The organism is Flavobacterium sp. ABG, assembly GCF_001027725.1.
Lineage (GTDB): Bacteria > Bacteroidota > Bacteroidia > Flavobacteriales > Flavobacteriaceae > Flavobacterium > Flavobacterium cupriresistens.
Genome location: NZ_LEKS01000007.1, coordinates 276,096 through 299,938 on the forward strand (window position 1 = coordinate 276,096; position 23,843 = coordinate 299,938).

Consider the following 23,843-nt stretch of genomic DNA (forward strand, 5'->3'; position numbering starts at 1 on the left):
TAGTTTATTAGCAATTATAAAAAACTGACATAACATGTATTTTGTTTTTGAGGGATAGCTTTGCTCAAAATAAAAAAACCAAAATATTATGAAATTTAATTTTTTAAGATCGCTAGCATTGCTTGGTATTACAGGTCTTTCTGCAATCAGTTGTCAAGATGATGACAACAAAGGTGCATCTAACGAGGTAAAGTCCTCTATCGATTTCACATCACACTCAAAAGTCCCTGCTTTTGTTTTTCCGATGACTGGTTTCGAAAACCTTCAGATTAGCACCTTGATCAGTAGTGCGGACGTTTTACCGGAATCTCCGAAATTTGTTTATGGAGCACAGCCAGATGGAGCCGGGTTCATGAAAAATCCAAACGGAGAAGGTTATATCTTAATTACCAACCACGAAATATTACAATCTGTCTCAAGAGTTTATTTAGACAAAACTTTTAAACCAGTAAAAGGAGATTATCTAGTAGACGGAATTGGAGGTTTAACACGTTTGTGTTCAGCAACTTTAGCCACTCCTGAAATTCACGGATTTGGTCCAATCTTTTTAACTGCCGGGGAAAGTGGTCAGGAAAGTATGGTTCATGGAATTAATCCACTGGGATTATCTTCAGACAAAAGCAAAACCGACAGAGTTTTACCTGCTTTAGGAAAAGCGAGTATGGAAAATGCGGTTCCATTACCAAAAGAAGCGTATCCTGGAAAAACAATTATCATGATTGGTGAAGATCAATCTTACGCAACTTCACATGCAAGTGCGGGACAATTGATCATGTATATGAGTACTGTAGGAGATTTATCAAACGGAAAATTATATGCTTTAAAAAGAAATGACGGAAATCAGGTAGAAACTGCCATGACTTTAAACAATTCTTACCCTGTTTCTTTTGTTGAAATTCCAAATGCAAAAAACCTGACAGGAGCTGTAATTAATACTACTGTAAATGCATTAGGAGCTATTCGTTTTTCAAGAGTAGAAGATGTTGACTACAGAAAAGGAAGTGCCAGCAATAACAGAGAGGTTTACTTTACAGCAACCGGACAAGCTACTTCAAACGCTCCTGTTGATGGTTATACCATGTGGGGAAGAGTTTACAAACTAAAAATGGATGCTGCTGATCCTTTAAAAGGAACTTTAGAATTAGCCGTTGAAGGTGATAGTACTCCGGGAACAGGAATCATCAATCCGGACAACCTTTGTGTTACTGAAAATTACGTTTACATTCAGGAAGATGGTGATAGTTATTATGCTGATGCAAAACACGATTCGTACATCTGGCAATATAATATTGCATCAAAACAAAACAAGCCTTGGTTAAACATGAATCACAAAAGAACAGACGCGTCTTGGAATGCCTTATACAATCAAACTGGAGAGACAAGACTTGGTAGCTGGGAATTTGGTGCCATGCAAGATATCTCTGATTTAATTGGTGTACCAAACACTTTTACAGTAAATATTCACTCGCACACTTGGCAACTTGATGCATTCAAAAATGCAGATGGTTCGGGTATCAACACCAACAAAGAAGGTGGACAAACTGTTATTATTAGAAACGTACAACGCTAATAATTTCAACCTAAATTAAATTTACAACCCTTATTTTTTTGATAAGGGTTGTTATCTTTTTATATACTATGATAAAATTAAAATACTTTATTCCTCTGTTTATACTTTTTTGCCTGGCCATTTCATGCAAAGAAAATCAAGATTCTCAAACTACCATCAATCAGGATTTGATCATTGATTTAAACAAATTAAACAATGAAATTGTACAATTTCAAAAATTAGTGACTACAGACCAATCCCAAAAAGAAATTGTAGAACAGTTTAAAAAGTCCCGTCTGGCCTATAAAAAAGTAGAATGGGCAGTTGAATACTTCATTCCTGAAACCGCTCGTTTTATGAACGGCCCAGCCTTAGACGAAATGGAACTGGAAGAAAACAAATCCTTCGAACCACATGGTTTTCAGGTTATGGAAGAACTTATTTATCCGGAATATGAAGTTACAAACAAGGAAGATTTAGTTCGAGAATTAAACATTTTCGCCTCCAACATAAAACAGTTGAAAAGCACTTTTGAAGTCATTACAATTAGTAACGATTATGTCTTAGATGCTGTTCAGCAAAACGTTTTTAGAGTAATTGCCTTAGGTATTACCGGTTTTGATAGTCCAATTTTACAGACTTCAATTCCTGAAGCTGGTGAAAGTTTAATCGGTATTCCAAGTCTACTCGAAAGAATTGATGGCACTAGTAAAACGTTAGCAGATTTAAAAAAACTAATTACAGAAGCGCAAAAATATTGTAAAAACAACAACAATTTTAACGCCTTCAACCGAGCCGTTTTTATAACTCAATATCTGAATCCGATTTCAAAAAAAATAAAAGCTTTCCAGAAAGAAGAAAAGATTCAAAATGTTAAAAAAAGCAGTCCGTTAAAACCCACTGCAACCACTTTTTTCGATAAAGATGCCTTTGACGTAAATGGATTTGTTCTTTCTGATGCGCATAATTTTACCGCTGATAAAGCTACTTTAGGAGAAAAATTATTTTATGACAAAACGCTTTCCAAAAACAATGACCGAAGCTGCGCTACCTGTCATCATCCTGAAAAAGCCTTTACCGATGGCCTAAAAACAAATGTTTCGCTAAATGGCAGCAACCTGATGAGAAACACGCCTACCCTGACCTATGCTTCTTTGCAGAATGCACAATTTTGGGATATGCGCCAATTAGATTTAGAAAAACAAAGTGTAGATGTCATTGAAAATAAAGATGAAATGCATGGTTCCTTAAAAGATATTCATGCTCAGATTTTACTGGATTCCGAATATGTAAAACTTTTCAAAAAGGCATACCCTAAAACAGCAAAACCGGAAGCTTGGCAAATTCAAAACGCAATTGCCAGTTACGTAAGGTCGCTTAATGCTTTTGATTCTAAATTTGACGTTTATATGAGAGGCGAAAAAAATACACTGACCAATCAGGAAATAGAAGGTATGAATCTTTTTATGGGTAAAGCAAAATGTGCGACCTGCCACTTCACACCTTTGTTTAACGGAACTGTACCACCAAATTATTCCAAAACCGAACACGAAGTTATAGGAACTCCAAATGACATCTCAGGAAAAGCATTGAGCCCCGATACCGGCAGATATTTATACAATAAAATGCCTCAGTTAGTTGGAGCTTTCAAAACACCAACAGTTCGAAACATTGCTGTAACAGGACCCTATATGCACAATGGTGTTTTTAAAACTTTAGAAGAAGTTGTTGACTTCTACAATAAAGGTGGTGGAAAAGGATTGGGTTATGCAGTAGACAACCAAACATTGCCTTTTGATGCACTAAAACTAACTAAAAAAGAAGAACAATCGTTGGTTGCATTCATGAAAACACTAACGGATAAAAAATACCAACAAAACTAAAATAACACCTTATCATCAATAAAAAGGATGTCTCGCAGTTAGCGAAACATCCTTTTTTTATTACTTCTTTTTTCTGAACAGCTCAAATTTAGCAAATTTACACCCGCTTTTTTTACCATTTCGATACGAGAAATCACACTAGGTGCTCCAATTTTATTTTCTACAATTTTGTCATACTGAGGAACGAAGTATCTTCACAAGTAATTCCGTAAAGTGAAGTTAAACGCTATCGATTCAGCAAACGTAGATCCTTCGTCCCTCAGGATGACAAACTGTGCGGAGTTTCTTCTATGATTTCTCGTGCCTCGAAATTAACGCTCGCTTTTTATCATAGAAATCGGAATGACAGGTCGAGCCAAAAAATAACTCCAAAAATTATATTGTAAATTGCCTCCTGCTTTAGCTGGAGGCTCCAAAATGCATACAAAAAAGGCTTTAGCCAAAATTGCAGTTTTGGCTAAAGCCTTGAAATCTATACTTTATCTGATTCCTCCAGCTAAAGCAGGAGGCTATTCAAACCTTGCTCTAAATTAAGAATGGATTTTTATGATTTTATCTTTTTAGTAACTTGCTCTACTTCCTTTGTAGTAAGATTCAAAATAACTGCTATTTGTTCTATTGTCATCTTCTGTTTTAGTAAATTGGAAATAACCGTCATTTCAAATTCAATCCTTAAAGACTTTTCTATTTTTGCGGTTTCCTTAAATTCTTTTGCCGATTCTTTTAATTGGTTTGTTGTTTCCTTTAATTTATCCGCTTTTTCTTTCCCTAATCTGATTTCCATTTCCTGTTTGCGGATTATTTCTTCTATTTTATACGGAACAACATATTTTAGGCTTTTTTCTAATTGAGCCATTAATCCAATATCCAAAAAACTAATATATTTTTCTGCACTAATAATAAAATGGTCTAAAAATTTTATATCTAAAATTTTCCCCACTTGTATTAATCGGTCTGTAGTATCCTTGTCGGCTTCAGAGGGAGTCAAATTACCACTCGGATGGTTATGCACAGCGATCACACTTGTAACACCTTTTAATACCGCAACTCTATAAACATTCATTGGTTCTGCTTGTGAAGCTTTTACGCTCCCCATGCTTACCAATTCTATATACACGATTGTATTTGCCATGTTTAGCCCTATCATCCAGAAATGTTCCTTCTCACGGTCTATTTTATTATCACGAAACAAAATCTGTCGCATGATTTCGTATAATTCATCAGGATTCGTTACACTAATTTTATCTTTATCTGTTAGCTTAACATTCATTTTTTATTACTTTTTAAATTCAGTAAGTTACACAAACATAATCAATTTTGGTTGATCAACATCTGTATTGTAGGAATAGATTTTATTACTGTTTCATCTAATAAATCAGATTTCGGAGGCACGAGAAATCACACTAAATGCTCCGCTTCTATTTTTCACAATTTTGTCATACTGAGGAACGAAGTATCTTCACAAGTAATTCCGTAAAGTGAAGTTCAACGGTATCGATTCAGCAAACGTAGATCCTTCGTTCCTCAGTATGACAAACTGTACGGAGTTTCTTCTATGATTTCTCGTGCCTCGAAATTAACGCTCGCTTTTTATCATGGAAATCGGGATGACAGGTCAGCCTAAAAAATGACTCCAAAAATTATATTGTAAATTGCCTCCTGCTTTAGCTGGAGGTTCCAAAATGCATACAAAAAAGGCTTTAGCCAAAATTGCAGTTTTGGCTAAAGCCTTGAAATCTATACTTTATCTGATTCCTCCAGCTAAAGCAGGAGGCTATTCAAAAAAAACTTTTATCGCTTCAGCTTAAAATAAAATCATTCTAATCCATTAATCTGTGGCAAAAAATCTAAATCACTATATAGCTACAAGCAAAAGCAAAAAAAACCGCCTCAAACTGAGACGGTTTACACTAATTATCTTAATCCAGAACCAGACCTATCTGGCCGTCGTCATCTAATTCGGTTTCAACTGAACCATCGTCATTATAACTCACTTTTCTTTCTACAACCTCTTCTATAGGCTCTTCGTAAGGCAATGGCTCTAATAAATTAACCTGTTTCAATTTATCAGTGGTCAATTGATTTCCTAATGCTTTAAATCCTTTTACAGCAATGAAATCCTCAACATCAATATGTAAATCTTCTTTCTGAACTCCTTTTACTTTTGCAAAAACCAATTGCGCAAGCGGACGATAGTCTGTCGATACAATTTCTAATTGCGAATTTGGGTGATCGGTAATAAAAGTTTCTTCCTTGTTTTCGGTTTCTACCAGAAAACGTTTCAGGAAATAACGCTCTTTTTCCCCATCATAATAAATCGCTGAGATCGGTTTCTTTGGTTTCCATTTCTCCAGAACAATCATATCTTCATCAAAATGAGTAGACAATTCCGGAATGATAACTTTTACTTTACCTGCCTGGCTAATGACCAATATCTTATCACTTGGCTTAAATTCGCCTAACAGTTCGCCTCGTGCATCTACATTCAGACGTTTTACCGTATCGTCGAACCAAACTTTTCTTGGCAGTAAAGTTGAAATTCCTTTCTCTTTTAATTCGATTTTTTTAATTGGATATTTAGTAACCAGATTCCCTTTTGAAGCACGTCCTTTAATTGCCAAATTAGCAAAATCAATATCAAATTTCAATTTTTTGATGGTTCCAATCTGGCGCAATAAAATAGTCACCACCTCAGCTTCTCCGTTTGGATTATGCGAAAAATAAACGACCTGCGAACCATTTGTACCATTTGTCAAATCGTAAGGTTTGTCACGTGTAACTCCAGTCACGTTAAAACGTTTTATATAAGAAGGACCCGATTTACCATCACGATACATCATGTTGTAAATTGTACGTTTGTCTCCTTTATCAAAAACGGCAACATGTATAATATCTTTTCCTGTAAATGTTTTGGAGTCGACTTTTGTAATCATTAATGTACCATCACGCAAAAACACAATTACATCATCAATATCAGAACAATCCGCTACATATTCGTCTTTCTTTAAACTCGTTCCGACGAAACCTTCTTCGCGGTTTACGTACAGTTTTGTGTTTCTTAAAACCACTTTTGTAGCTTCAACATTATCAAAAATACGAAGTTCTGTCTGGCGTTCACGACCTTTTCCGTATTTCTCTTTTAATTTCGTAAAGTAGGCAATGGCAAAATCTATCAGGTTTTCTAAATGATGCTCTACCTCTTTCATTTCGTCTTCTAATCTAGCGATAAGATCATCGGCTTTGTCAGAGTCGAAACGCGTAATACGAATCATCGGAATCTGAGTCAGTCGTTGCAAATCATCGTCGTTGATTTCTCTGACGAATGCTTTTTTGAAAGGCTCAAATCGATCGTACATATATTTGTATAATCCATCTTTATCACCATACAGCTTAAAGTCAATATACATTTCTTCACGGATGAAGATTTTTTCTAAAGTAGCAAAATGCCATTTGTTTTTTAATTCCTCCAATTGAATTTCCAACTCCTGACGCAGTAAATCAACCGTTCTCTCTGTTGAAATTTTCAACATATGAGAAACTCCGATAAACAAGGGTTTATTGTCTTCAATTACACAACCTAAAGGTGCTACAGAAGTTTCGCAGGCTGTAAAAGCGAACAAAGCATCAATTGTTTTATCCGGAGAAACGCCTGGAAAAAGGTGAATTAAAATCTCAACATCGGCTGCTGTATTGTCTTCGATTTTCTTGATTTTGATTTTACCTTTATCATTGGCTTTCAAAATACTGTCAATCAAAGTCGTGGTATTGGTCGAAAACGGAATTTGTGTAATCACCAATGTGTTTTTATCCAACTGGGCAATTTTAGCACGCACACGCACACGACCGCCACGAAGTCCGTCATTATAATTGGACACATCGGCAATACCCTGTGTCATAAAATCCGGATAAAGTGTAAACGGTTTTCCTTTTAAAATCTTGATCGAAGCATCGATTAATTCATTGAAGTTATGAGGTAAAACTTTCGTTGAAAGTCCAACCGCAATACCTTCAGCTCCTTGTGCCAGTAGTAATGGGAATTTTACCGGAAGATTGTTCGGTTCAGCACGACGTCCGTCATACGAAACACCCCAATCGGTAATTTTTGGAGAGTATAAAACCTCCAAAGCAAATTTAGACAAACGCGCTTCGATGTAACGCGAAGCTGCAGCACCGTCACCTGTTAGTATGTTTCCCCAGTTTCCCTGGCAGTCAATCAATAAATCTTTCTGACCAATCTGTACCATAGCATCACCGATACTCGCATCTCCGTGTGGGTGATACTGCATGGTGTGACCAACTACATTGGCAACTTTGTTATAACGACCATCATCCAGCTCCTTCAAAGAGTGCATAATACGACGTTGTACCGGTTTAAATCCGTCTTCGATAGCAGGAACTGCACGTTCCAGAATTACGTACGACGCATAATCCAAGAACCAGTCTTTATACATTCCGGTTACTTTCGTAATCGTATCCTGACCTTCCTCTTCCTGATTTTCGTAAAAATGCTGGCCTTCGAAATGTTTGGCATCTACATCAATAATTTCGTCAGAATCCTCATCCTGATTGCCATCAGCTGAGTTTTCTTCGTAATTATTATCTTCCCCGTCCGGAATTATGTTATCGTCTTCTTCGTCTTTCATTATTTATATTCGAAATTATAAATTTAATGTTATCTGTTTTCAATGCGTTTTTTTAATACTGACTCACTAGGTAAAACGGTCTTATACTTGCTGGCAAAAATTTGCTCATTCTTTTCATCTTCCAAATGCTTTTTTTCATCATCAATACACATTAAAAATTGTAGTGCGTAAAACTCAATTTAAAAAACGAAGACAATGTTGGATAATCTAGTTTACTAAATTGCGCAGTCACTGACTGCGTATTTCGAATTTCTAAAATCCGCATCACTGATGCGGAAATTGAGTAAGTCAAATAAAACTTCCTTATTCTTTCCAAATTATCTATCGAAAATCCTTTTCCAAATTCTTAATTCAATCGTTGTAAAAGTCCTGATAAAACCTGCTGTCTAGCGTTTTGAAGCAACTCGACTACTTGTTGAAATACATCTTTATTTTGCAGATTGTTTGACAGTAATATGTTGTTTTTAAGCTTCCTCTTCAATCGCATCCAACTCCACCTTCAAATTCTTGATAATAAACTCTTGTCTGTCCGGTGTATTTTTACCCATATAGAAAGACAATAATTGCTCGATTGAGGTATTTTTATCCATCATAACCGGATCAAGGCGAATGGTATCTCCGATAAAGTTTTTAAACTCGTCGGGAGAAATCTCTCCCAAACCTTTAAATCGCGTGATTTCCGGCTTTGGTTTTAATTTCTCAATCGCGTCTTTTCTTTCTTCTTCCGAATAACAATAGATCGTTTCCTTTTTATTTCTAACCCTAAAAAGTGGCGTTTGCAAAATGTATAAATGTCCTTCTTTTATTAATTCGGGGAAAAACTGAAGAAAGAACGTAATCAACAACAAACGAATGTGCATACCATCGACATCGGCATCGGTTGCGATTACGATATTGTTGTATCTTAATTTCTCTAATCCGTCTTCGATATCTAAAGCGGCTTGCAGTAAATTAAATTCTTCGTTTTCATACACAATCTTTTTGCTCATTCCGTACGAGTTCAAAGGCTTACCACGTAAACTAAAAACGGCTTGTGTATTTACATCACGCGATTTGGTAATCGATCCCGATGCCGAATCTCCCTCGGTAATAAACAAAGTACTTTCTAAGTTTCTTGGATTTTTTGTATCAGGAAGATGTGCACGACAATCTCTTAATTTTTTATTGTGAAGATTGGCTTTTTTAGCACGATCTGTGGCCAGTTTTCTAATTCCTGATAGTTCTTTACGTTCGCGTTCTGCTTGTAAAATTTTACGCAATAAGGCTTCTGCCGTTGGTGTATTTTTATGTAAATAATTGTCTAATTTGGTTTTCACAAAATCATTTACAAAAGTACGAACCGATACTGCAGGCGTTCCATCATCAGAACCCATGTCCATAGAACCCAATTTGGTTTTGGTCTGGGACTCAAAAACGGGTTCCATTACCTTGATGCTAATCGCACTCACAATCGATTTACGAACGTCTGATGCCTCAAAGTTTTTGTTGTAAAATTCTCTAATGGTTTTTACAACAGCTTCTCTGTAAGCGGCTAAGTGTGTACCTCCTTGTGTGGTATTCTGACCGTTTACAAAAGAATGGTATTCTTCGCTATATTGTGTTTTACTATGTGTTAAAGCGATTTCAATATCATGATCTTTCAAATGAATAATCGGATATTCTAAATCTTCTTCACTAATGGTTTCTTCTAATAAATCTCTAAGACCGTTTTCTGAAAGATATTTTTCACCATTGAAGATAATCGTCAAACCATTGTTCAAATAACAATAGTTTTTGACCATTTTGATTACATATTCTAAACGAAATTTATAGTTTTTGAAAATCGTTTCGTCCGGTGTAAAAGAAACCTTTGTTCCTTTTCGTTTTGTTGTATCAATTACATCTTCTTCTGAAACAAGATTCCCTGCCGAAAATTCTGCTGCTTTCTGTTTCTCATCACGAACCGATTCTACACGAAAACTACTTGACAAAGCATTAACTGCTTTTGTTCCGACACCATTCAGACCCACTGATTTCTGGAAAGCTTTAGAATCGTACTTTCCTCCTGTGTTCATTTTCGAAACTACGTCGACTACTTTACCTAACGGAATTCCACGTCCGTAATCCCGAACAGAAACCGTTTTATCCTTGATCGTCACTTCAATAGTTTTTCCGGCACCCATAACGAATTCATCGATACAGTTGTCTAAAACCTCTTTTAAAAGAATATAAATACCATCATCTGGTGAAGATCCATCACCTAATTTTCCGATATACATTCCCGGACGCATACGGATATGTTCTTTCCAATCGAGTGATCGAATGTTATCTTCGTTATATTGATTTTGCTCTAGCATAAATGAATTTAGGATTTTTGGCTAATGTACCATTTCTGGGTAAAAAATGAAAGCGTATCATTTTAAAGTTATCAATAAAAACGGCTTTTTAGAACTATTTAAACTGATTTTAAAATAATACGGACCTTAAAAATATAAAAAATCAACGTTACAACAAAAAATACTATTTGATTCCCAGTACTTCTTTTGCCAAAGCAATCATTTCAGGCGTTCCTGTATTTTTATTTTTTTCGTCAGAAAGTTTCACAACTCCCTGCCAATGTGTATTATCTGGTTTGGTATCGGTTAATTTGACCACCATATTCATAGACGGAAGGCCTACATCATTGGTGAAATTAGTTCCGATTCCAAAAGACATTCTGATCTTGTCTTTACAGAAATCGGATATCACTTTTACTTTATCAAAATTAAGAGAATCTGAAAAAACAATGCTTTTTGATTTCGGGTCAATTCCCATTTTGGTATAATGCGCGATTACTTTCTGAGCAAATTCTACGGGATCACCACTATCATGCCGAACGCCATCAAAAAGTTTGGAGTATTTTTTATCAAATTGGTTGAAAAATATATCCGACGTATACGTATCTGTAAGCGCAATTCCGAGATCTCCTCCGTACACCTGTGTCCAATGCTCCAAACTCATTGAATTGGCCATCTTAAAGCCGTATTGTGCTGCATGAAACATAAACCACTCGTGGGCATGTGTTCCCAACGGTCGTTTATTGTTAACCATTGCAAAATGCACATTACTGGTTCCAATAAAACTTTGATTACCAAAATTATTCAGCGTTTCATTTACCAACTCCTGCACCTCGTAAGAATGGCGGCGGCGTGTCCCAAATTCCAAAACAGCCACTCCAAGTGTATTGTAATTATCTATTTTATCTTTGGTCAGGCTTTTTATGGCATCATCGTTTAATCGAATCAGAAGATTGGCTTTATAAAAAAGTTCCGATATCAGAGCCATCAAAGGAACTTCCCACAAAATGGTACGGTACCAATAGCCTTCAATAGTAACTTTTAATTCTAATCCTTCCTGACTAATTTCGACTTCTGACGGATCAAAACTATATCCTTGCAAAAAATCCAAATAGGTGGGATCAAGGTAATGGGTATGATGAGACAAATAACGCTTCTCTTCTTTCGTCAATCGCAAATCTGCCATCGCATCAACCGAACGTCGAAGCAAATCAGCAAAACCGGGCGGAAAAACATGCTTTCCACGATTGATAAAAGCATAACGTACCTTTGCTTTTGGAAAAAGTTTAATTACAGCATGCTGCATCGTAAATTTATAGAAATCATTATCTAAAATTGATTTCAGAAAAGTTGTTTCCATAAGTCCAAAACTATTTTTTTATACTTCTTGCTAAGATACGCTATTAAAATAATATTTCGAAATCTCCTTAAAGTCTAAATTGTTTTTGGAACTACTTTAAAAGAAGCAAGAGCATTTTTATCAAGATACAAAGTAATAAAACGACCCTGTTTTCTATTATAAGTAATTTGAAATTCTAATACCCCATCCTGTTCTTTTAGATTTTCAATTTTAACTTTTTCTTCCTTTTTATCAAGATAATAAAGATCATCCCCTTTTGAAACATTTTTAATCTTAAAAGTTACCTTATCTCCTTCATTAGCATTGATTACACCAGAAAAAGGGATTAAGATCTCACACTTTTCCGCTATAAAATCGTTATAGATAAGTGGCCCATTCAGAAATTCATTTTTATTTCCTGTATTACCTTTGTACATCGCAGCTTCAGGATAATGTTTGGCGTTAAAATATTTTGGCTCCATGTCAAAATAAATAGGCGTAAATTTCCTTACCAGTACTTTACGTTTGAAATCATAAGACCCCTGTCCCCAGGTTACATCAATTAATATCCATTTTCCATCAACCTGAACCGTATTCCAGGCATGATTCGAAAGATAATTTCTTCTTCCAATATCCGGTAAATCTACTTTTGAATCCCCGGTTACTACCTGACATTTTAATCCGGTTAATGCAGCCAAATGTGCATACAAATTCGCAAATCCTTCGCATACTGCTTTTCGGGATCTAAAGGCTTTTTGAGTAGTACTGGCATCGTTTAGTTGTTTTTTTTTAGCCCAATCAGCATCCTCTTTGGCTGAAAAACTTTTTTTATCGGGTGGATTTAAAAATGTCTCTAAATCATATTCTAAATTTAAAGCAATCCAACTGTATATTGCTCTTGCTTTATCATGTTCTGAAGTAAAATCTATTTTAATTCTTTCTGCTAATTTTGTTGTGTTTCCAAAATTCGGATATTTTAATACAATACTATCAATAGCGCTGTAATTTTGGGAATAAGAGGCATGTGAAAAAATCATATTCGCAAAAAGGAATAAGATAAGGAGTTTTTTTTGTGGCATTTAATTAAGGTAATTTTTGGGAAATCTGGTTTTAAGTTTTACTTATTTTTGAATAACTTTAAAGGAAACAATACTGCTTTTGTCAAGATAAAAAGTAAGGTATTGACCGATATTCTGGTCAAATGTAACCTGAAATTCTAAACTTTCTCCTCTTTCTTTTGAGTTTTCGATTCGAACCGTCTGATTTTTTTGATTCAGATAAAAAAGTACCGCTGTTTTTGAAATGTTTTTAATTCTAAAAGTAACCTTATCGCCTTTTTTCACTGCAATAGTACCCGATTGAGGTGCCATAATTTCGTAGTCTCCTTCAATCGTTTTGTTATAAATCAGAGGTGCATTCAGGAAATCACTTTTACTTAATTCATCCCCAAGATAAGTACCTGAATCAGGAAAATGTTTGGCAAAAAAATAGGATGGATTGGTATCAAAATAAATGTCCGTAAAATCTTTGGCCAATTTTCTTTTGCTTTGATCGTAATATCCTTCTCCCCAGGTTACATCTACCAATCGCCATTTTCCATCTGCTAAAACAACATTCCAGGCGTGGTTAGAGGTGGTGTTTTGTCGTCCGATATCATTCAATCTGGTTTTAGAATCTCCGCGGACAATCTCACACTTTAAACCAACCAATCCAGCCAAATGACGGTACAAAAGCGTAAACCCTTCGCAAACTGCTTTTCGGGTTTTAAACACTTTTTGAAGGTCTTTATCATTCTGAAGTTTTATTTTTTGCTGTTTATCCAATTCAGTCGTATAACTAAAACCTCGTGCTCTTGGAGGATTCAGATATGTGGCTAAATCGTAACTTATATTAAAAGCAATCCAACAGTAGATCGCTCTTGCTTTGTCGTAATCTGAAGTAAAATCTTTCTCAATTCTTTCTGCTAATTTTTCAGTACTACTAAATTGCTTTGGGTATTTTAAAACAATATTGTCAACCGCATTATACTTTTGCGAGTAAGCGGATTGTAAAAAAAGGACACTTAGAAAAAGAACGAAAATGGTATTTTTTTTTAATATCATGGACTAGAAACTGGCTTTTATACTCTCTTTTAATTCTCTATCTAACTCTGTATTTGAAATTTTATTTTGCTCGATATCAAAATTAGCATTGAAAGCCGGTAAGGAGAAAGTCGCTTTTATCTGCGCTCCATATCTAGGCAAGGCATTGTTTGCGATTTCTAAAACAGATGCTCCTCCTCTAGCTCCTGGTGAGGTCGCTAATAACAGCATCGGCTTTTGCTGAAAAATTTCTTTCATAATTCTCGAACTCCAATCAAAAAGGTTTTTGAAAGCTGCCGAATAATTTCCGTTGTTTTCTGCCAGAGAAATGACCAAAGTATCAGCACTCTCTATTTTACTCAAAAACAATTTGGCAATTTCGTGCTGTCCTATTTCTTTTTCCAAATCGACACTAAACAAGGGCATTGCATAATCATTTAAATCTAAAACTTCAATTTCTGCATTTTCGAATAAACCGGCTGCGTATGTCGCCAATTTTTTATTGATTGAATGCTGACTGTTACTTCCTCCAAACGCTATAATTTTCATATGTATAAATATTAATTTTTCTTTGTGTTTTTAAACATTTAAGGTACTCATTTTCTAAACCATATAAGTAATGTAAGTTCATTAAAGCTTTGCGCATAGTTTGAAAAGCTTTTTAATATGAACTTACATTACTTATATGGTTAAAAAAAACATGTTATTATCATTCTTTGATTTCGAAAATTTCTTTTTTTATTTCGACTGAGTACTCGTTTGGGACAATCTGTCCGCCGTATGATTTTGCATATACTTTCGTAAATTCAGCGCCAAAATATAAAATAATAGCCGAGTAATAAACCCAGACCAAAATAATAATTACAGAACCGGCAGCTCCGTAAACGCTGGCGATAGTTGAACTTCCTAAGTAAAATCCAATCGCAAATTTACCGATCATAAAGAGAGCCGCTGTGCAGGAGGCTCCTATAAAAGCGTCTTTCCATTTTATGACCCCATCGGGCAGCGTTCTGAAAATAATCGCAAAAAGCAACGTGATACTCCCCAAAACAAGGACTAAATTTATAACATAAAAAAGATATACCGTACTTTCGGGGAAATATAATTTCAACCTGCTGTTTAAAAGGTCTAAAACAGTATTTAACATTAAACTGACCAGCATTAAAAACCCCACAGAAGCAATCATAGAAAACGACATGATCCTGTTTTGAATGAATTTCTTTAACCCTTTATTAGGTTTAGCTCTAAGTCCCCAAATAAAATTAATCGAACTCTGAATCTCCGCAAAAACACCTGAGGCCCCGATAAGCAACATGACCACTCCAAAAACCGTGATAAAAACATTGCTATCCGACAATTGCACATTTTTTATCGCTTCCTGAATCTGAATGGCGGCATCATTTCCTACTAATCGGTTGATTTGCCCATAAAGTTCTCCCGTTACGGCTTCTTCTCCAAAAAAGAAACCACATATCGTTATAATGATGATCAACAAAGGTGGTAATGCAAATAATGTATAATAAGACAGTGACGCACTTAACTTGATCGCGTTATCTTCGTTGAATTCAAAAAAAGTATCCTTCAGTAAATTCCATGATTTTAAAAATATATTTTGACGTTTCACGAGTTTCGGTTTTAGACATACTCTCAAATTTAAGGATTCAACAGAAAAATTACGTTTCGATATTTCTTTTGAAGTTTATCAGATTCCCATGTTAGTTTAAGGTAAATTAAGACGGGAAGCTTTTTTTAAACCATATAAGTGATGTAAGTTCATTTAAACTTTGCGCATAGTTTGAAATGCTTTTTAATATGAACTTACATCACTTATATGGTTAGAAAAAGTGTATTTTTTTTGTGCACGCAGACTTCTTGTATTTAATTTTTTACTTTTTTGAATTCTTGTAAATAACCTAAGTTTTTGATTCTTAAAATACGTCCAAATTCTCTTCGGGTCGGCTTAAGTAAATAAGAAGTTGAATCCAGCATTTTTGATTTAATTAAAGTAACAGAGTCCATTTTCCTGATATCAGTATATAAACAAATGTCTTTAAGTTTTAGGTTGTTTTTTTCGATGCTTAGATTTTGAACAGTCCAAAAAATGGAATCTTTTGTACTCAATACTAAGTTACCATTTATTCGTTTTGCCTTTTGATAATAGGAGAATCTGAAGAGTGTGTCAATCTTTTTTTGAGACATTAACAAAGAATCACCTTGTGATGAAATATCAAATGTTTCATTTCCCCATTTACTTATTAGCTTCCCGTCTATTAGGTTAAATTCTGTTTTCATTGAATCAAGTTCATTTTTATGAATTTTATACTTATAAAAATATTCATATTGAGCTACATCGTCATTAATTCTAATAAAAGTAGAATCTTTACCCATATACAAACCTTTGAATTTCGAAGGAAAATGATCTAATTCGGAATCATTAATAGGTTGTGGCTCTTCGAAAAACACACTTGGCCCTGCTGGCGCATCTTTCTTTCTACATGAAATAACGACTAAGGTTAGAATTAGAATTAAAACGCTTTTTTGCATCAGGAGTACTTTTAAGGTTTATTTATAGATTAGCTTAAAAATCTGTTTGCTAAAACCAAGCCAAACTAATTAAAAGAACAACATCTAATAAATTCTATTTAACAATTCACTCAAATGAATATAATTTTTTTTTTTAAAACCATATAAGTGATGTAAGTTCATATTAAAAAGCTTCACAAACTATGCGCAAAGTTTAAATGAACTTACATCACTTATATGGTTAGAAAAGCGTATTCCTTTTTTTTTGCACGCAGATTTAGATTTGGCGCATAAAAAAACCGCTAAATTTCTTCAGCGGTTCAATCTATATTCTTTATTCTATTCTCTTTATTCTATTCTCTTTATTCTATCTTCAAAAAAATTATACGTTGAAACGGAAGTGCATTACATCACCATCTTTCACAATATATTCTTTTCCTTCTACTTTGAATTTTCCTGCTTCTTTTGCTTTTGCTTCTGAACCGTATTGAACGTAATCTTCATATGAAATTACTTCTGCACGGATAAAACCTTTTTCGAAATCAGTGTGGATAACTCCAGCTGCTTGTGGTGCAGTTGATCCGATATTGATTGTCCAGGCACGAACTTCTTTTACACCTGCTGTAAAATACGTTTGTTGTTTTAACAATTTGTAAGCAGCACGAATTAAAACAGATGCTCCCGGCTCTTGTAATCCCATATCTTCAAGGAAAACCTGACGCTCTTCGTAGCTTTCTAATTCGGTAATATCTGCCTCCGCTCCTACTGAAAGGATGATAACTTCAGCATCTTCGTCTTTTACTAACTCACGAACCTGATCTACATATTTGTTTCCGTTTACTGCTGAACTTTCGTCAACATTACAAACGTATAAAACCGGTTTTGCTGTAATCAATTGGAAAGATTCCATTAGAACCTCTTCATCATTCCCTTGAGGCACAATAGTACGAGCCGACTTAGCTTGTAATAGCGACTCTCTGATTCTGTCTAAAAGCCCTTTTTCTGTTTGCGCTTCTTTGTTTCCGGTTTTAGCGGCACGATTTACTTTTTCCAAACGTTTTTCAACCGTTTCTAAATCTTTCAATTGAAGTTCAATATCAATTGTTTCTTTATCACGAATTGGGTTTACATTTCCGTCAACGTGCACAATATTATCATTATCAAAACAACGTAAAACGTGAATAATAGCGTTACACTCTCTAATGTTTCCTAAAAATTGGTTTCCAAGACCTTCCCCTTTACTTGCGCCTTTTACCAAACCTGCGATATCTACAATATCAACGGTTGCCATTTGTACGCGTTCTGGCTTTACTAACTCTTCTAATTTGTTAATTCTCGGATCCGGAACGTTTACAACACCAATATTAGGCTCGATAGTACAAAACGGAAAGTTGGCACTTTGCGCTTTTGCATTAGATAAACAATTAAATAATGTTGATTTTCCAACATTTGGTAATCCTACAATTCCTGCTTTCATCTGTTGACTCTATTTATTTTTTATGTAATCCCAATTTCATCGGGACTTCCCACCTCATGTTATCCTTATACAGGAGTCACTTTAAACGGGTTATGATTTACGTATTGTTCTTATTCTTCTGTCAAAATATTATTTTTCGACTTTAAAATTTTGCAAATATAAGATTTAATAGCTCGCCAGTGAAGTAAAAATGATGATTAATATTTTTAAAAGCATCCTCTTGAAAATAATTATATTTTTTATTAATTTTTTGTTAAAAAACATTACTTTTATAATATACCAAACAGAAAAAGTAAACCAAACTTAAGTAACTATGAAAAAGATTGCACTATTATTATTTCTATTTAATACGGTATTTCTCTTTGCTCAAAAAGAAATATCGGGAGTTGTAAAAGACAAATCAGGCACACCAATACCGGGAGTTAACGTTCTTGAAAAAGGAACAACAAATGGGGTATCTACCAATTTTGAAGGCGGTTACCTTATAAAAGTAAAAGAAGGTGCTACCTTAATTTTTAGTTATGTTGGCTATACTAATGTAGAAAAATCAACAACAAACCGTATAACTGACGTTACTTTAGACGAAAATGGCGGACAAGTACTAAGTGATGTCGTAATTGTTGGATCGAGAAATTCCAAAAGAACTGTAGTCAATTCTGCTGTTCCTATTGACGTTATTAGCGTAAAAGATGTTACTACCCAAAGCGGTAAATTAGAAATTAATGAATTACTACAATATGTCGCCCCTTCTTTTAATGCCAACAAACAATCCGGTTCTGATGGTGCCGATCACGTAGATCCTGCTTCCTTGAGAGGTTTGGGACCGGATCAGACCTTAGTTCTTATTAATGGAAAAAGAAGACACCAATCGTCACTTATTAATTTATTTGGAACTCGCGGGCGTGGGAATACAGGAACGGATTTGAATGCAATCCCAGCTACGTCTATCAAAAGAATTGAAATTTTACGTGATGGTGCTGCAGCACAATACGGCTCTGATGCTATTGCGGGGGTTATTAATATTGTATTAAATGACAATGTTGATGAACTAACCGGATCCGTAACTTATGGCGTGTTTAATACCAATGCAAAAGGTGATTTCCTGGACGGAACTCCAAATACCAAAGATTTCAGATTGGATCAAAACGGGAATGGAAATTCATACGGCAAAAACCAATCCTTTGATGGTGGATCCGTAAAAGTAGCTGCCAACTATGGAGTTGCTATTGGTGAGAAAGGTGGTTACGCTAATTTCACTACAGAATACATCAACAAAAACAAAACACTCAGACCTGCTTATGATTTTAGAAAAGGTTTTGGAGATGCCGCCATTCAAGGCTTTAATCTTTTTGGAAATTTATCCATTCCTATTTCTGAAAAAACTCAGTTTTATGCTTTTGGAGGCCGAAACTACAGAGATACCGATGCTTATGCTTTTACCAGAAATGGAGGCGAAAGAGTGGTAGAATCTGTATACCCGGGTGGTTATACACCAAGAATTACCTCCAATATTGTGGACAATTCTCTGGCAGCAGGATTTAAAACCAAAACAGCCAGTGGATGGAATATCGACATGAGTAATACTTATGGGAAGAACCTTTTTCATTACTATATAAAAGGAACTATAAATGCTTCATTAGAAGACAAATCTCCAACAGAATTTGATGCCGGTGGACACAGTTTGACTCAAAATACTACTAATTTTGATCTTTCTAAAAATTACGATTCGGTATTGAGTGGTTTAAATCTTGCTTTTGGAGCAGAATTCAGAACAGAAAAATTCAATATTTTTGCTGGAGAAGAGGGTTCTTATGCAACCTATGATACTAATGGAAGACCTATCACGGATCCTACAACGCAACAGGCTCCAACAATCCCAAATCCGGATTATGATCCTAGTAAACCTACTTCGCCTGATAATCCATTAACGATTTCAAGACCAGGAGGATCACAAGGTTTCCCAGGATACAGTCCTGCCAATACGGTTGATAAAAGTCGTACCAACTTATCCTTATATACAGATGCTGAGTTGGACGTAACAGAAGCCTTTTTATTAAGCGGAGCGGTTCGTTTTGAAAACTACAGTGATTTCGGAAGTACTCTAAACGGAAAATTAGCTGCCAGAATAAAAGCAGGAGAACATATTAATTTCAGAGGATCTGTAAGTACCGGTTTCCGTGCTCCGTCATTAGCACAAATTTACTATAACTTACGTTTTACAAATTTCAATGCAGGCGGTGCTACCGAAGTTTTACTTGCTCCAAATAACAGCCCTGTTACAAAAGCTTTTGGAATTCAAAAATTAAATGAAGAGAAGGCCGTGAACGCCTCTTTGGGTTTCACTGCTACATTTGGTGACTTCACAGCAACAGTAGATGGTTATTATATAAAAGTAAAAGATCGTATCGTTCTTACCGGATATTTTGATGCAAGTGCTTTTAATCTTGGCGTTGACAAAGCACAGTTTTTTGTTAATGGCGTTGATACCAGTACACATGGTTTAGATTTAGTTTTGGCCTGGAAGAAAAAATTCGGAGCCTCACAATTTGGAGTAACTTTGGTTGGAAACATCAATGACATGAAAATTGATAATGTGAAAAATGGTTCTCTGGACGAAGCTACTTTCTTTGGAAAACGTGAGAAAGCCTTTTTATTATCCTCCGCTCCGGACAGCAAATTTGGTTTAAACTTAAACTATTCTAAAAATAAATTTGATGCGGGCTTAGCATTCACACGATTTAGTAAAGTAGTATTAGTGGATTATGGTGACGAAGACGATGTTTACAACGCAAGATTAATTACAGATCTAACAGTTGGTTATAAACTGACAAACAACCTGAAATTAAGTGTGGGTAGCAATAACTTATTTAATGTATACCCAACCAAACAAGACGAATTAGGTAACACCGAAGCCGGTGGTTATTGGGATGCGGTTCAAATGGGGTTCAGCGGTGCTTACTACTATGCCAGAATTGGATTTAATTTCTAATAGGTAATACATAAAAAAATAAATCCGACAGGTTTTTGAAACCTGTCGGATTTATTTTTTTATATTTTTAAAACTACAGCTTAAAATCTAATGCGCTGATTAATACTTTTTCCTCTTCAGTAGCTGTGAATCCTGAAATATCCCAGTAATTAGTCAAAATCTTATTGCGTTTATTAAAAAGGGTTTTCTCTTTAAAAACATCGCTATCTTTATAACTAAACTTTTGCTTATTGAAATTGGTCGTAATAAAATTATTGCGAACATGGATTTTTTTAACTTTATTATCTTTCAGAATAAGATCATACGCAATCTCTTCATTCGAACTCAATAAATAATAGTCTAAGCCATCCAGTCTGTAATTTACTTTCACCACCGATTGGGTAATATTCTTAGCTCCTACTCCTATTTTATCTACTTTTTCAGCTAATGTTCTCGGAGTAATCGTAATCGAAAACTCCATAATTACTTTTTTTACCGGATCGTACACAATTTCGAAATTATCTACTGCAATTTTAGATTTATCGCGTGGACTAATACTCATTATATAATAGTCCGTATTTGAGGGATGTCCTTTGGTAAAAAAATCGTACTCTTTTTTTGCTTTTGGACTTAAGAGTGGATCCAAATAACTTAAATTCGAATAATTCTCCATGATATTATTCAGATTATATCCTTTTAAATCTGCGCTTACATCATTTTCCAATAAACCATACGAACGATTTTGCTCTACCAATAAGGTAGTATTCACTTTCTTCTGGTTCACCGTAAATTGAAAATTAACAAGACCGTCATTATAATACGAATATTTGTTATCAAGACTAAAAAATTCCCTCACATACACCTTTAATCGATAAGGCATGGCCAGTTTCTTTCTGGAACTGGAGATAATTTTTTGCAGTGTTTTTTGAGGAGATTCTTTAGATAAAACAATTTCATCTAATTTGCTATGTCTGTTTTTTAGATAAACAACAAATCCACTTTCTTTTAAAACAGTCCATCGCACGGTTAAATCTTCATGATCCGGTTCTGAAACCTGAACATTAGTGCCTCCATTTAATATAAAAGTAACTTTACCCTCTGCATTACTCAATAAAATTTGCTTGGTTTTCATGATCACAACCGATGCATTTTCTATAGGCAACTGTGTTTCCAGGTCTTTTACAACAATAGAATACTCTGTGTTTTGGGCTAAAACACTGACACTAAAGAACACAAAAAGTAAAAATAAAACTCTCTTCATAGGATGCTTTTAAAATTATCAAACAAAGTGTTAAAAAACATCGCCAAATTAACTAAATTAAATCCTTAAATACCAATACTATACAAAAATAAAATAAGAAATAGCTGGTAAAAAAAATCCCAAGTTCTAAAACTCGGGATTTTTCTTATGTTTAAAACTTGTAAAATATTATTCGTTGTGCAGAAATGCTTGACGCTCTAGTAACGTTTCTTCATCTTCTACATGATTATCATCAGGTACGCAACAATCAACCGGACATACTGCAGCACATTGAGGTTCGTCATGAAAACCTTTACACTCCGTACATTTTCCGGGAACAATGTAATATACTTCATCAGAAATTGGAGTTTGTGCATCACCTGCATCCACTTCAGTTCCATCAGGTAAAATTATTTTTCCGGATAAACTTGTACCATCTTTGTATCTCCAATCATCCGCTCCTTCATAAATTGCTGTATTTGGGCACTCCGGTTCGCAGGCCCCACAGTTAATACATTCGTCGGTTATAATTATTGCCATTTTTGTCTTAGTTACGAGTTAAAAGTTACAAGTCGAGAAATAATCGATTAAGATTTTATTCTCCTTTGCCTTATAACTTAATATAGCTTATTTTTGTGCAAAATTACAATCAAAACAATTCATAAACAAACATTATGACATTAGAAACAAAAAAAAGTGTTTTTGTTGAATTAGGAAAATTCTTAAACCAATTTTCTGAGCAGGATACAATTAAAAAATCGGATGTTTTACACAACGATTTATTTTTTGATGATTTCGAAAAACTCATTCACTTATCGCAATCTCATAATGGCTGGTATACTCCTGAACAGGTTTATTTTGCTCTTCAATCCTGGGCTGCTGCCTTAACGGAAGAAAACATCACAAAATGGCTTTCTGCTTATTCGTTAGACGCTGCTGAAAATGACAAAACGGTAGCTTTGATATTAGCAGGAAATATACCATTGGTAGGTTTTCATGATTTTTTATCTGTTTTACTGACAGGAAATCGCGCTATCATCAAAACATCTTCAAATGATCAGCATTTATTGCCTTTTTTAGCAAAATACATCATTGCGGTCAACCCTGATTTCAAAGATAAAATCACTTTTGTCGAAGGTAAATTAGAAAATTTCGATACTGTAATTGCTACGGGAAGCAACAATACAGCGCGTTATTTTGAATATTATTTTAAAGACAAACCTTCTATTATTCGAAAAAACAGAAATTCGGTAGCTGTTTTAAACGGAAAAGAAACCAAAGAACAATTAGAAGCTTTAGGGGAAGATATTTTCAGATATTTTGGTCTGGGATGTCGCAATGTCTCGAAACTATTTGTTCCAAAGGGATATTCTTTTACTTCTTTTTTTGAAGCAATTTTCAAATATCAGGACGTTATACATTATGAAAAATACGCCAACAACTACGATTACAACAAAGCGGTATTCTTAATGAGTAATTTTAAATTGCTCGATAATGGCTTTCTAACGATAAAAGAAGACCCAAGTTACGCCTCTCCTATTTCGAGTGTTTTTTATGAGTTCTACGAAGATATCGAAGAGCTGGAGAAACGCCTTCAGGCTGATGCTGAACAAATTCAGTGTATCGTTAGTAACGATTTAGTAAAAAACAGTATTTCGTTCGGACAAACACAAAATCCGCAATTATGGGATTATGCGGATAACGTAGATACTATAACGTTTTTGTTAACAACAAAGTAACAAAATGTTCAAACATTTCTAATATTTTATCGCTTTTTCCGCTCCTATTGCCGAAATTTGCGTCTTTAAAATTCTCGACTATTAAC

At 34.8% G+C, this 23,843-nt stretch carries 17 protein-coding genes; 5 read left to right on the forward strand and 12 right to left on the reverse strand.

What is annotated here, in order from left to right; genetic code table 11:
- Positions 1–88 precede the first annotated feature (88 nt).
- Both AB674_RS10180 and AB674_RS10185 read left to right on the forward strand, forming a co-directional pair.
- The gene (locus AB674_RS10180; protein ID WP_047776242.1) at positions 89–1,570 is read left to right on the forward strand and encodes a hypothetical protein; all 1,482 of its coding nucleotides are present in this window, start codon (positions 89–91) and stop codon (positions 1,568–1,570) included.
- Between the two features lie 68 nt (positions 1,571–1,638).
- Positions 1,639–3,432: a cytochrome-c peroxidase gene (locus AB674_RS10185; protein WP_047776243.1), complete on the forward strand. Its 1,794-nt coding sequence runs from the start codon at positions 1,639–1,641 to the stop codon at positions 3,430–3,432.
- Between the two features lie 544 nt (positions 3,433–3,976).
- Here AB674_RS10185 and AB674_RS10190 read toward each other — a convergent pair.
- Positions 3,977–4,702, reverse strand: a complete 726-nt coding sequence (locus tag AB674_RS10190) for a JAB domain-containing protein (protein WP_053004235.1) — start codon at positions 4,700–4,702, stop codon at positions 3,977–3,979.
- Between the two features lie 412 nt (positions 4,703–5,114).
- On the opposite strand from AB674_RS10190, the gene AB674_RS23150 reads away from it, so the two are divergent.
- Positions 5,115–5,240, forward strand: coding sequence for a hypothetical protein (locus AB674_RS23150; RefSeq protein WP_262487196.1), 126 nt, complete (start codon positions 5,115–5,117; stop codon positions 5,238–5,240).
- A gap of 111 nt (positions 5,241–5,351) precedes the next feature.
- On the opposite strand, the gene AB674_RS10195 is transcribed toward AB674_RS23150, so the two are convergent.
- The 9 genes from AB674_RS10195 to ychF form a co-directional block, all read right to left on the reverse strand.
- Positions 5,352–8,075 (reverse strand): DNA gyrase/topoisomerase IV subunit A, encoded by a 2,724-nt coding sequence (locus AB674_RS10195; RefSeq protein WP_047776244.1) that lies wholly within the window; start codon positions 8,073–8,075, stop codon positions 5,352–5,354.
- Between the two features lie 464 nt (positions 8,076–8,539).
- The gene (locus AB674_RS10200) at positions 8,540–10,411 is read right to left on the reverse strand and encodes a DNA topoisomerase IV subunit B (RefSeq protein ID WP_047776245.1); all 1,872 of its coding nucleotides are present in this window, start codon (positions 10,409–10,411) and stop codon (positions 8,540–8,542) included.
- 163 nt (positions 10,412–10,574) lie between these two features.
- Complete coding sequence (gene pncB / locus AB674_RS10205) at positions 10,575–11,750, reverse strand: nicotinate phosphoribosyltransferase (RefSeq protein ID WP_047776246.1); 1,176 nt, start codon at positions 11,748–11,750, stop codon at positions 10,575–10,577.
- 74 nt (positions 11,751–11,824) lie between these two features.
- Positions 11,825–12,808, reverse strand: a complete 984-nt coding sequence (locus tag AB674_RS10210; protein ID WP_047776248.1) for a transglutaminase domain-containing protein — start codon at positions 12,806–12,808, stop codon at positions 11,825–11,827.
- Between the two features lie 42 nt (positions 12,809–12,850).
- A complete protein-coding gene (locus AB674_RS10215; RefSeq protein WP_047776250.1) occupies positions 12,851–13,831 on the reverse strand; it encodes a transglutaminase domain-containing protein in 981 nt (326 codons plus the stop codon).
- Positions 13,832–13,834: 3 nt separating this feature from the next.
- Positions 13,835–14,359 carry an NADPH-dependent FMN reductase gene (locus tag AB674_RS10220; RefSeq protein ID WP_047776252.1) on the reverse strand — a complete coding sequence of 175 codons (525 nt, stop codon included), beginning with the start codon at positions 14,357–14,359 and terminating at the stop codon, positions 13,835–13,837.
- A 160-nt stretch (positions 14,360–14,519) separates the two neighbouring features.
- A complete protein-coding gene (locus AB674_RS10225) occupies positions 14,520–15,434 on the reverse strand; it encodes a YihY/virulence factor BrkB family protein (protein ID WP_047776254.1) in 915 nt (304 codons plus the stop codon).
- Between the two features lie 254 nt (positions 15,435–15,688).
- Positions 15,689–16,354 (reverse strand): hypothetical protein, encoded by a 666-nt coding sequence (locus tag AB674_RS10230; RefSeq protein WP_047776256.1) that lies wholly within the window; start codon positions 16,352–16,354, stop codon positions 15,689–15,691.
- Positions 16,355–16,715: 361 nt separating this feature from the next.
- Entirely contained in the window at positions 16,716–17,810 is a 1,095-nt protein-coding gene (gene ychF / locus AB674_RS10235) for a redox-regulated ATPase YchF (protein ID WP_047776258.1), read from the reverse strand.
- Between the two features lie 313 nt (positions 17,811–18,123).
- Between ychF and AB674_RS10240 the strand changes: the two genes are divergently transcribed.
- Positions 18,124–20,799 carry a TonB-dependent receptor gene (locus AB674_RS10240; protein WP_047776260.1) on the forward strand — a complete coding sequence of 892 codons (2,676 nt, stop codon included), beginning with the start codon at positions 18,124–18,126 and terminating at the stop codon, positions 20,797–20,799.
- Between the two features lie 73 nt (positions 20,800–20,872).
- Here the strand turns inward: AB674_RS10240 and AB674_RS10245 are convergent, their stop codons facing one another.
- Together AB674_RS10245 and AB674_RS10250 are read right to left on the reverse strand one after the other, a co-directional pair.
- Positions 20,873–22,039 carry a hypothetical protein gene (locus AB674_RS10245; protein ID WP_047776262.1) on the reverse strand — a complete coding sequence of 389 codons (1,167 nt, stop codon included), beginning with the start codon at positions 22,037–22,039 and terminating at the stop codon, positions 20,873–20,875.
- A gap of 168 nt (positions 22,040–22,207) precedes the next feature.
- A complete protein-coding gene (locus AB674_RS10250; protein ID WP_047776265.1) occupies positions 22,208–22,558 on the reverse strand; it encodes a 4Fe-4S dicluster domain-containing protein in 351 nt (116 codons plus the stop codon).
- A gap of 134 nt (positions 22,559–22,692) precedes the next feature.
- Here AB674_RS10250 and AB674_RS10255 point away from each other — a divergent pair, with 134 nt between their 5' ends.
- A complete protein-coding gene (locus AB674_RS10255; RefSeq protein ID WP_047776267.1) occupies positions 22,693–23,757 on the forward strand; it encodes an acyl-CoA reductase in 1,065 nt (354 codons plus the stop codon).
- Positions 23,758–23,843 lie beyond the last annotated feature (86 nt).

Bases quoted from the DNA above. Each gene is read 5' to 3' on its own strand.
- AB674_RS10180 (WP_047776242.1), top strand. From the start codon at position 89: ATGAAATTTAATTTTTTAAGATCGCTAGCATTGCTTGGTATTACAGGT.
- AB674_RS10185 (WP_047776243.1), top strand. From the start codon at position 1,639: ATGATAAAATTAAAATACTTTATTCCTCTGTTTATACTTTTTTGCCTG.
- AB674_RS10190 (WP_053004235.1), bottom strand. From the start codon at position 4,702: ATGAATGTTAAGCTAACAGATAAAGATAAAATTAGTGTAACGAATCCT.
- AB674_RS23150 (WP_262487196.1), top strand. From the start codon at position 5,115: ATGCATACAAAAAAGGCTTTAGCCAAAATTGCAGTTTTGGCTAAAGCC.
- AB674_RS10195 (WP_047776244.1), bottom strand. From the start codon at position 8,075: ATGAAAGACGAAGAAGACGATAACATAATTCCGGACGGGGAAGATAAT.
- AB674_RS10200 (WP_047776245.1), bottom strand. From the start codon at position 10,411: ATGCTAGAGCAAAATCAATATAACGAAGATAACATTCGATCACTCGAT.
- pncB (WP_047776246.1), bottom strand. From the start codon at position 11,750: ATGGAAACAACTTTTCTGAAATCAATTTTAGATAATGATTTCTATAAA.
- AB674_RS10210 (WP_047776248.1), bottom strand. From the start codon at position 12,808: ATGCCACAAAAAAAACTCCTTATCTTATTCCTTTTTGCGAATATGATT.
- AB674_RS10215 (WP_047776250.1), bottom strand. From the start codon at position 13,831: ATGATATTAAAAAAAAATACCATTTTCGTTCTTTTTCTAAGTGTCCTT.
- AB674_RS10220 (WP_047776252.1), bottom strand. From the start codon at position 14,359: ATGAAAATTATAGCGTTTGGAGGAAGTAACAGTCAGCATTCAATCAAT.
- AB674_RS10230 (WP_047776256.1), bottom strand. From the start codon at position 16,354: ATGCAAAAAAGCGTTTTAATTCTAATTCTAACCTTAGTCGTTATTTCA.
- ychF (WP_047776258.1), bottom strand. From the start codon at position 17,810: ATGAAAGCAGGAATTGTAGGATTACCAAATGTTGGAAAATCAACATTA.
- AB674_RS10240 (WP_047776260.1), top strand. From the start codon at position 18,124: ATGAAAAAGATTGCACTATTATTATTTCTATTTAATACGGTATTTCTC.
- AB674_RS10245 (WP_047776262.1), bottom strand. From the start codon at position 22,039: ATGAAGAGAGTTTTATTTTTACTTTTTGTGTTCTTTAGTGTCAGTGTT.
- AB674_RS10250 (WP_047776265.1), bottom strand. From the start codon at position 22,558: ATGGCAATAATTATAACCGACGAATGTATTAACTGTGGGGCCTGCGAA.
- AB674_RS10255 (WP_047776267.1), top strand. From the start codon at position 22,693: ATGACATTAGAAACAAAAAAAAGTGTTTTTGTTGAATTAGGAAAATTC.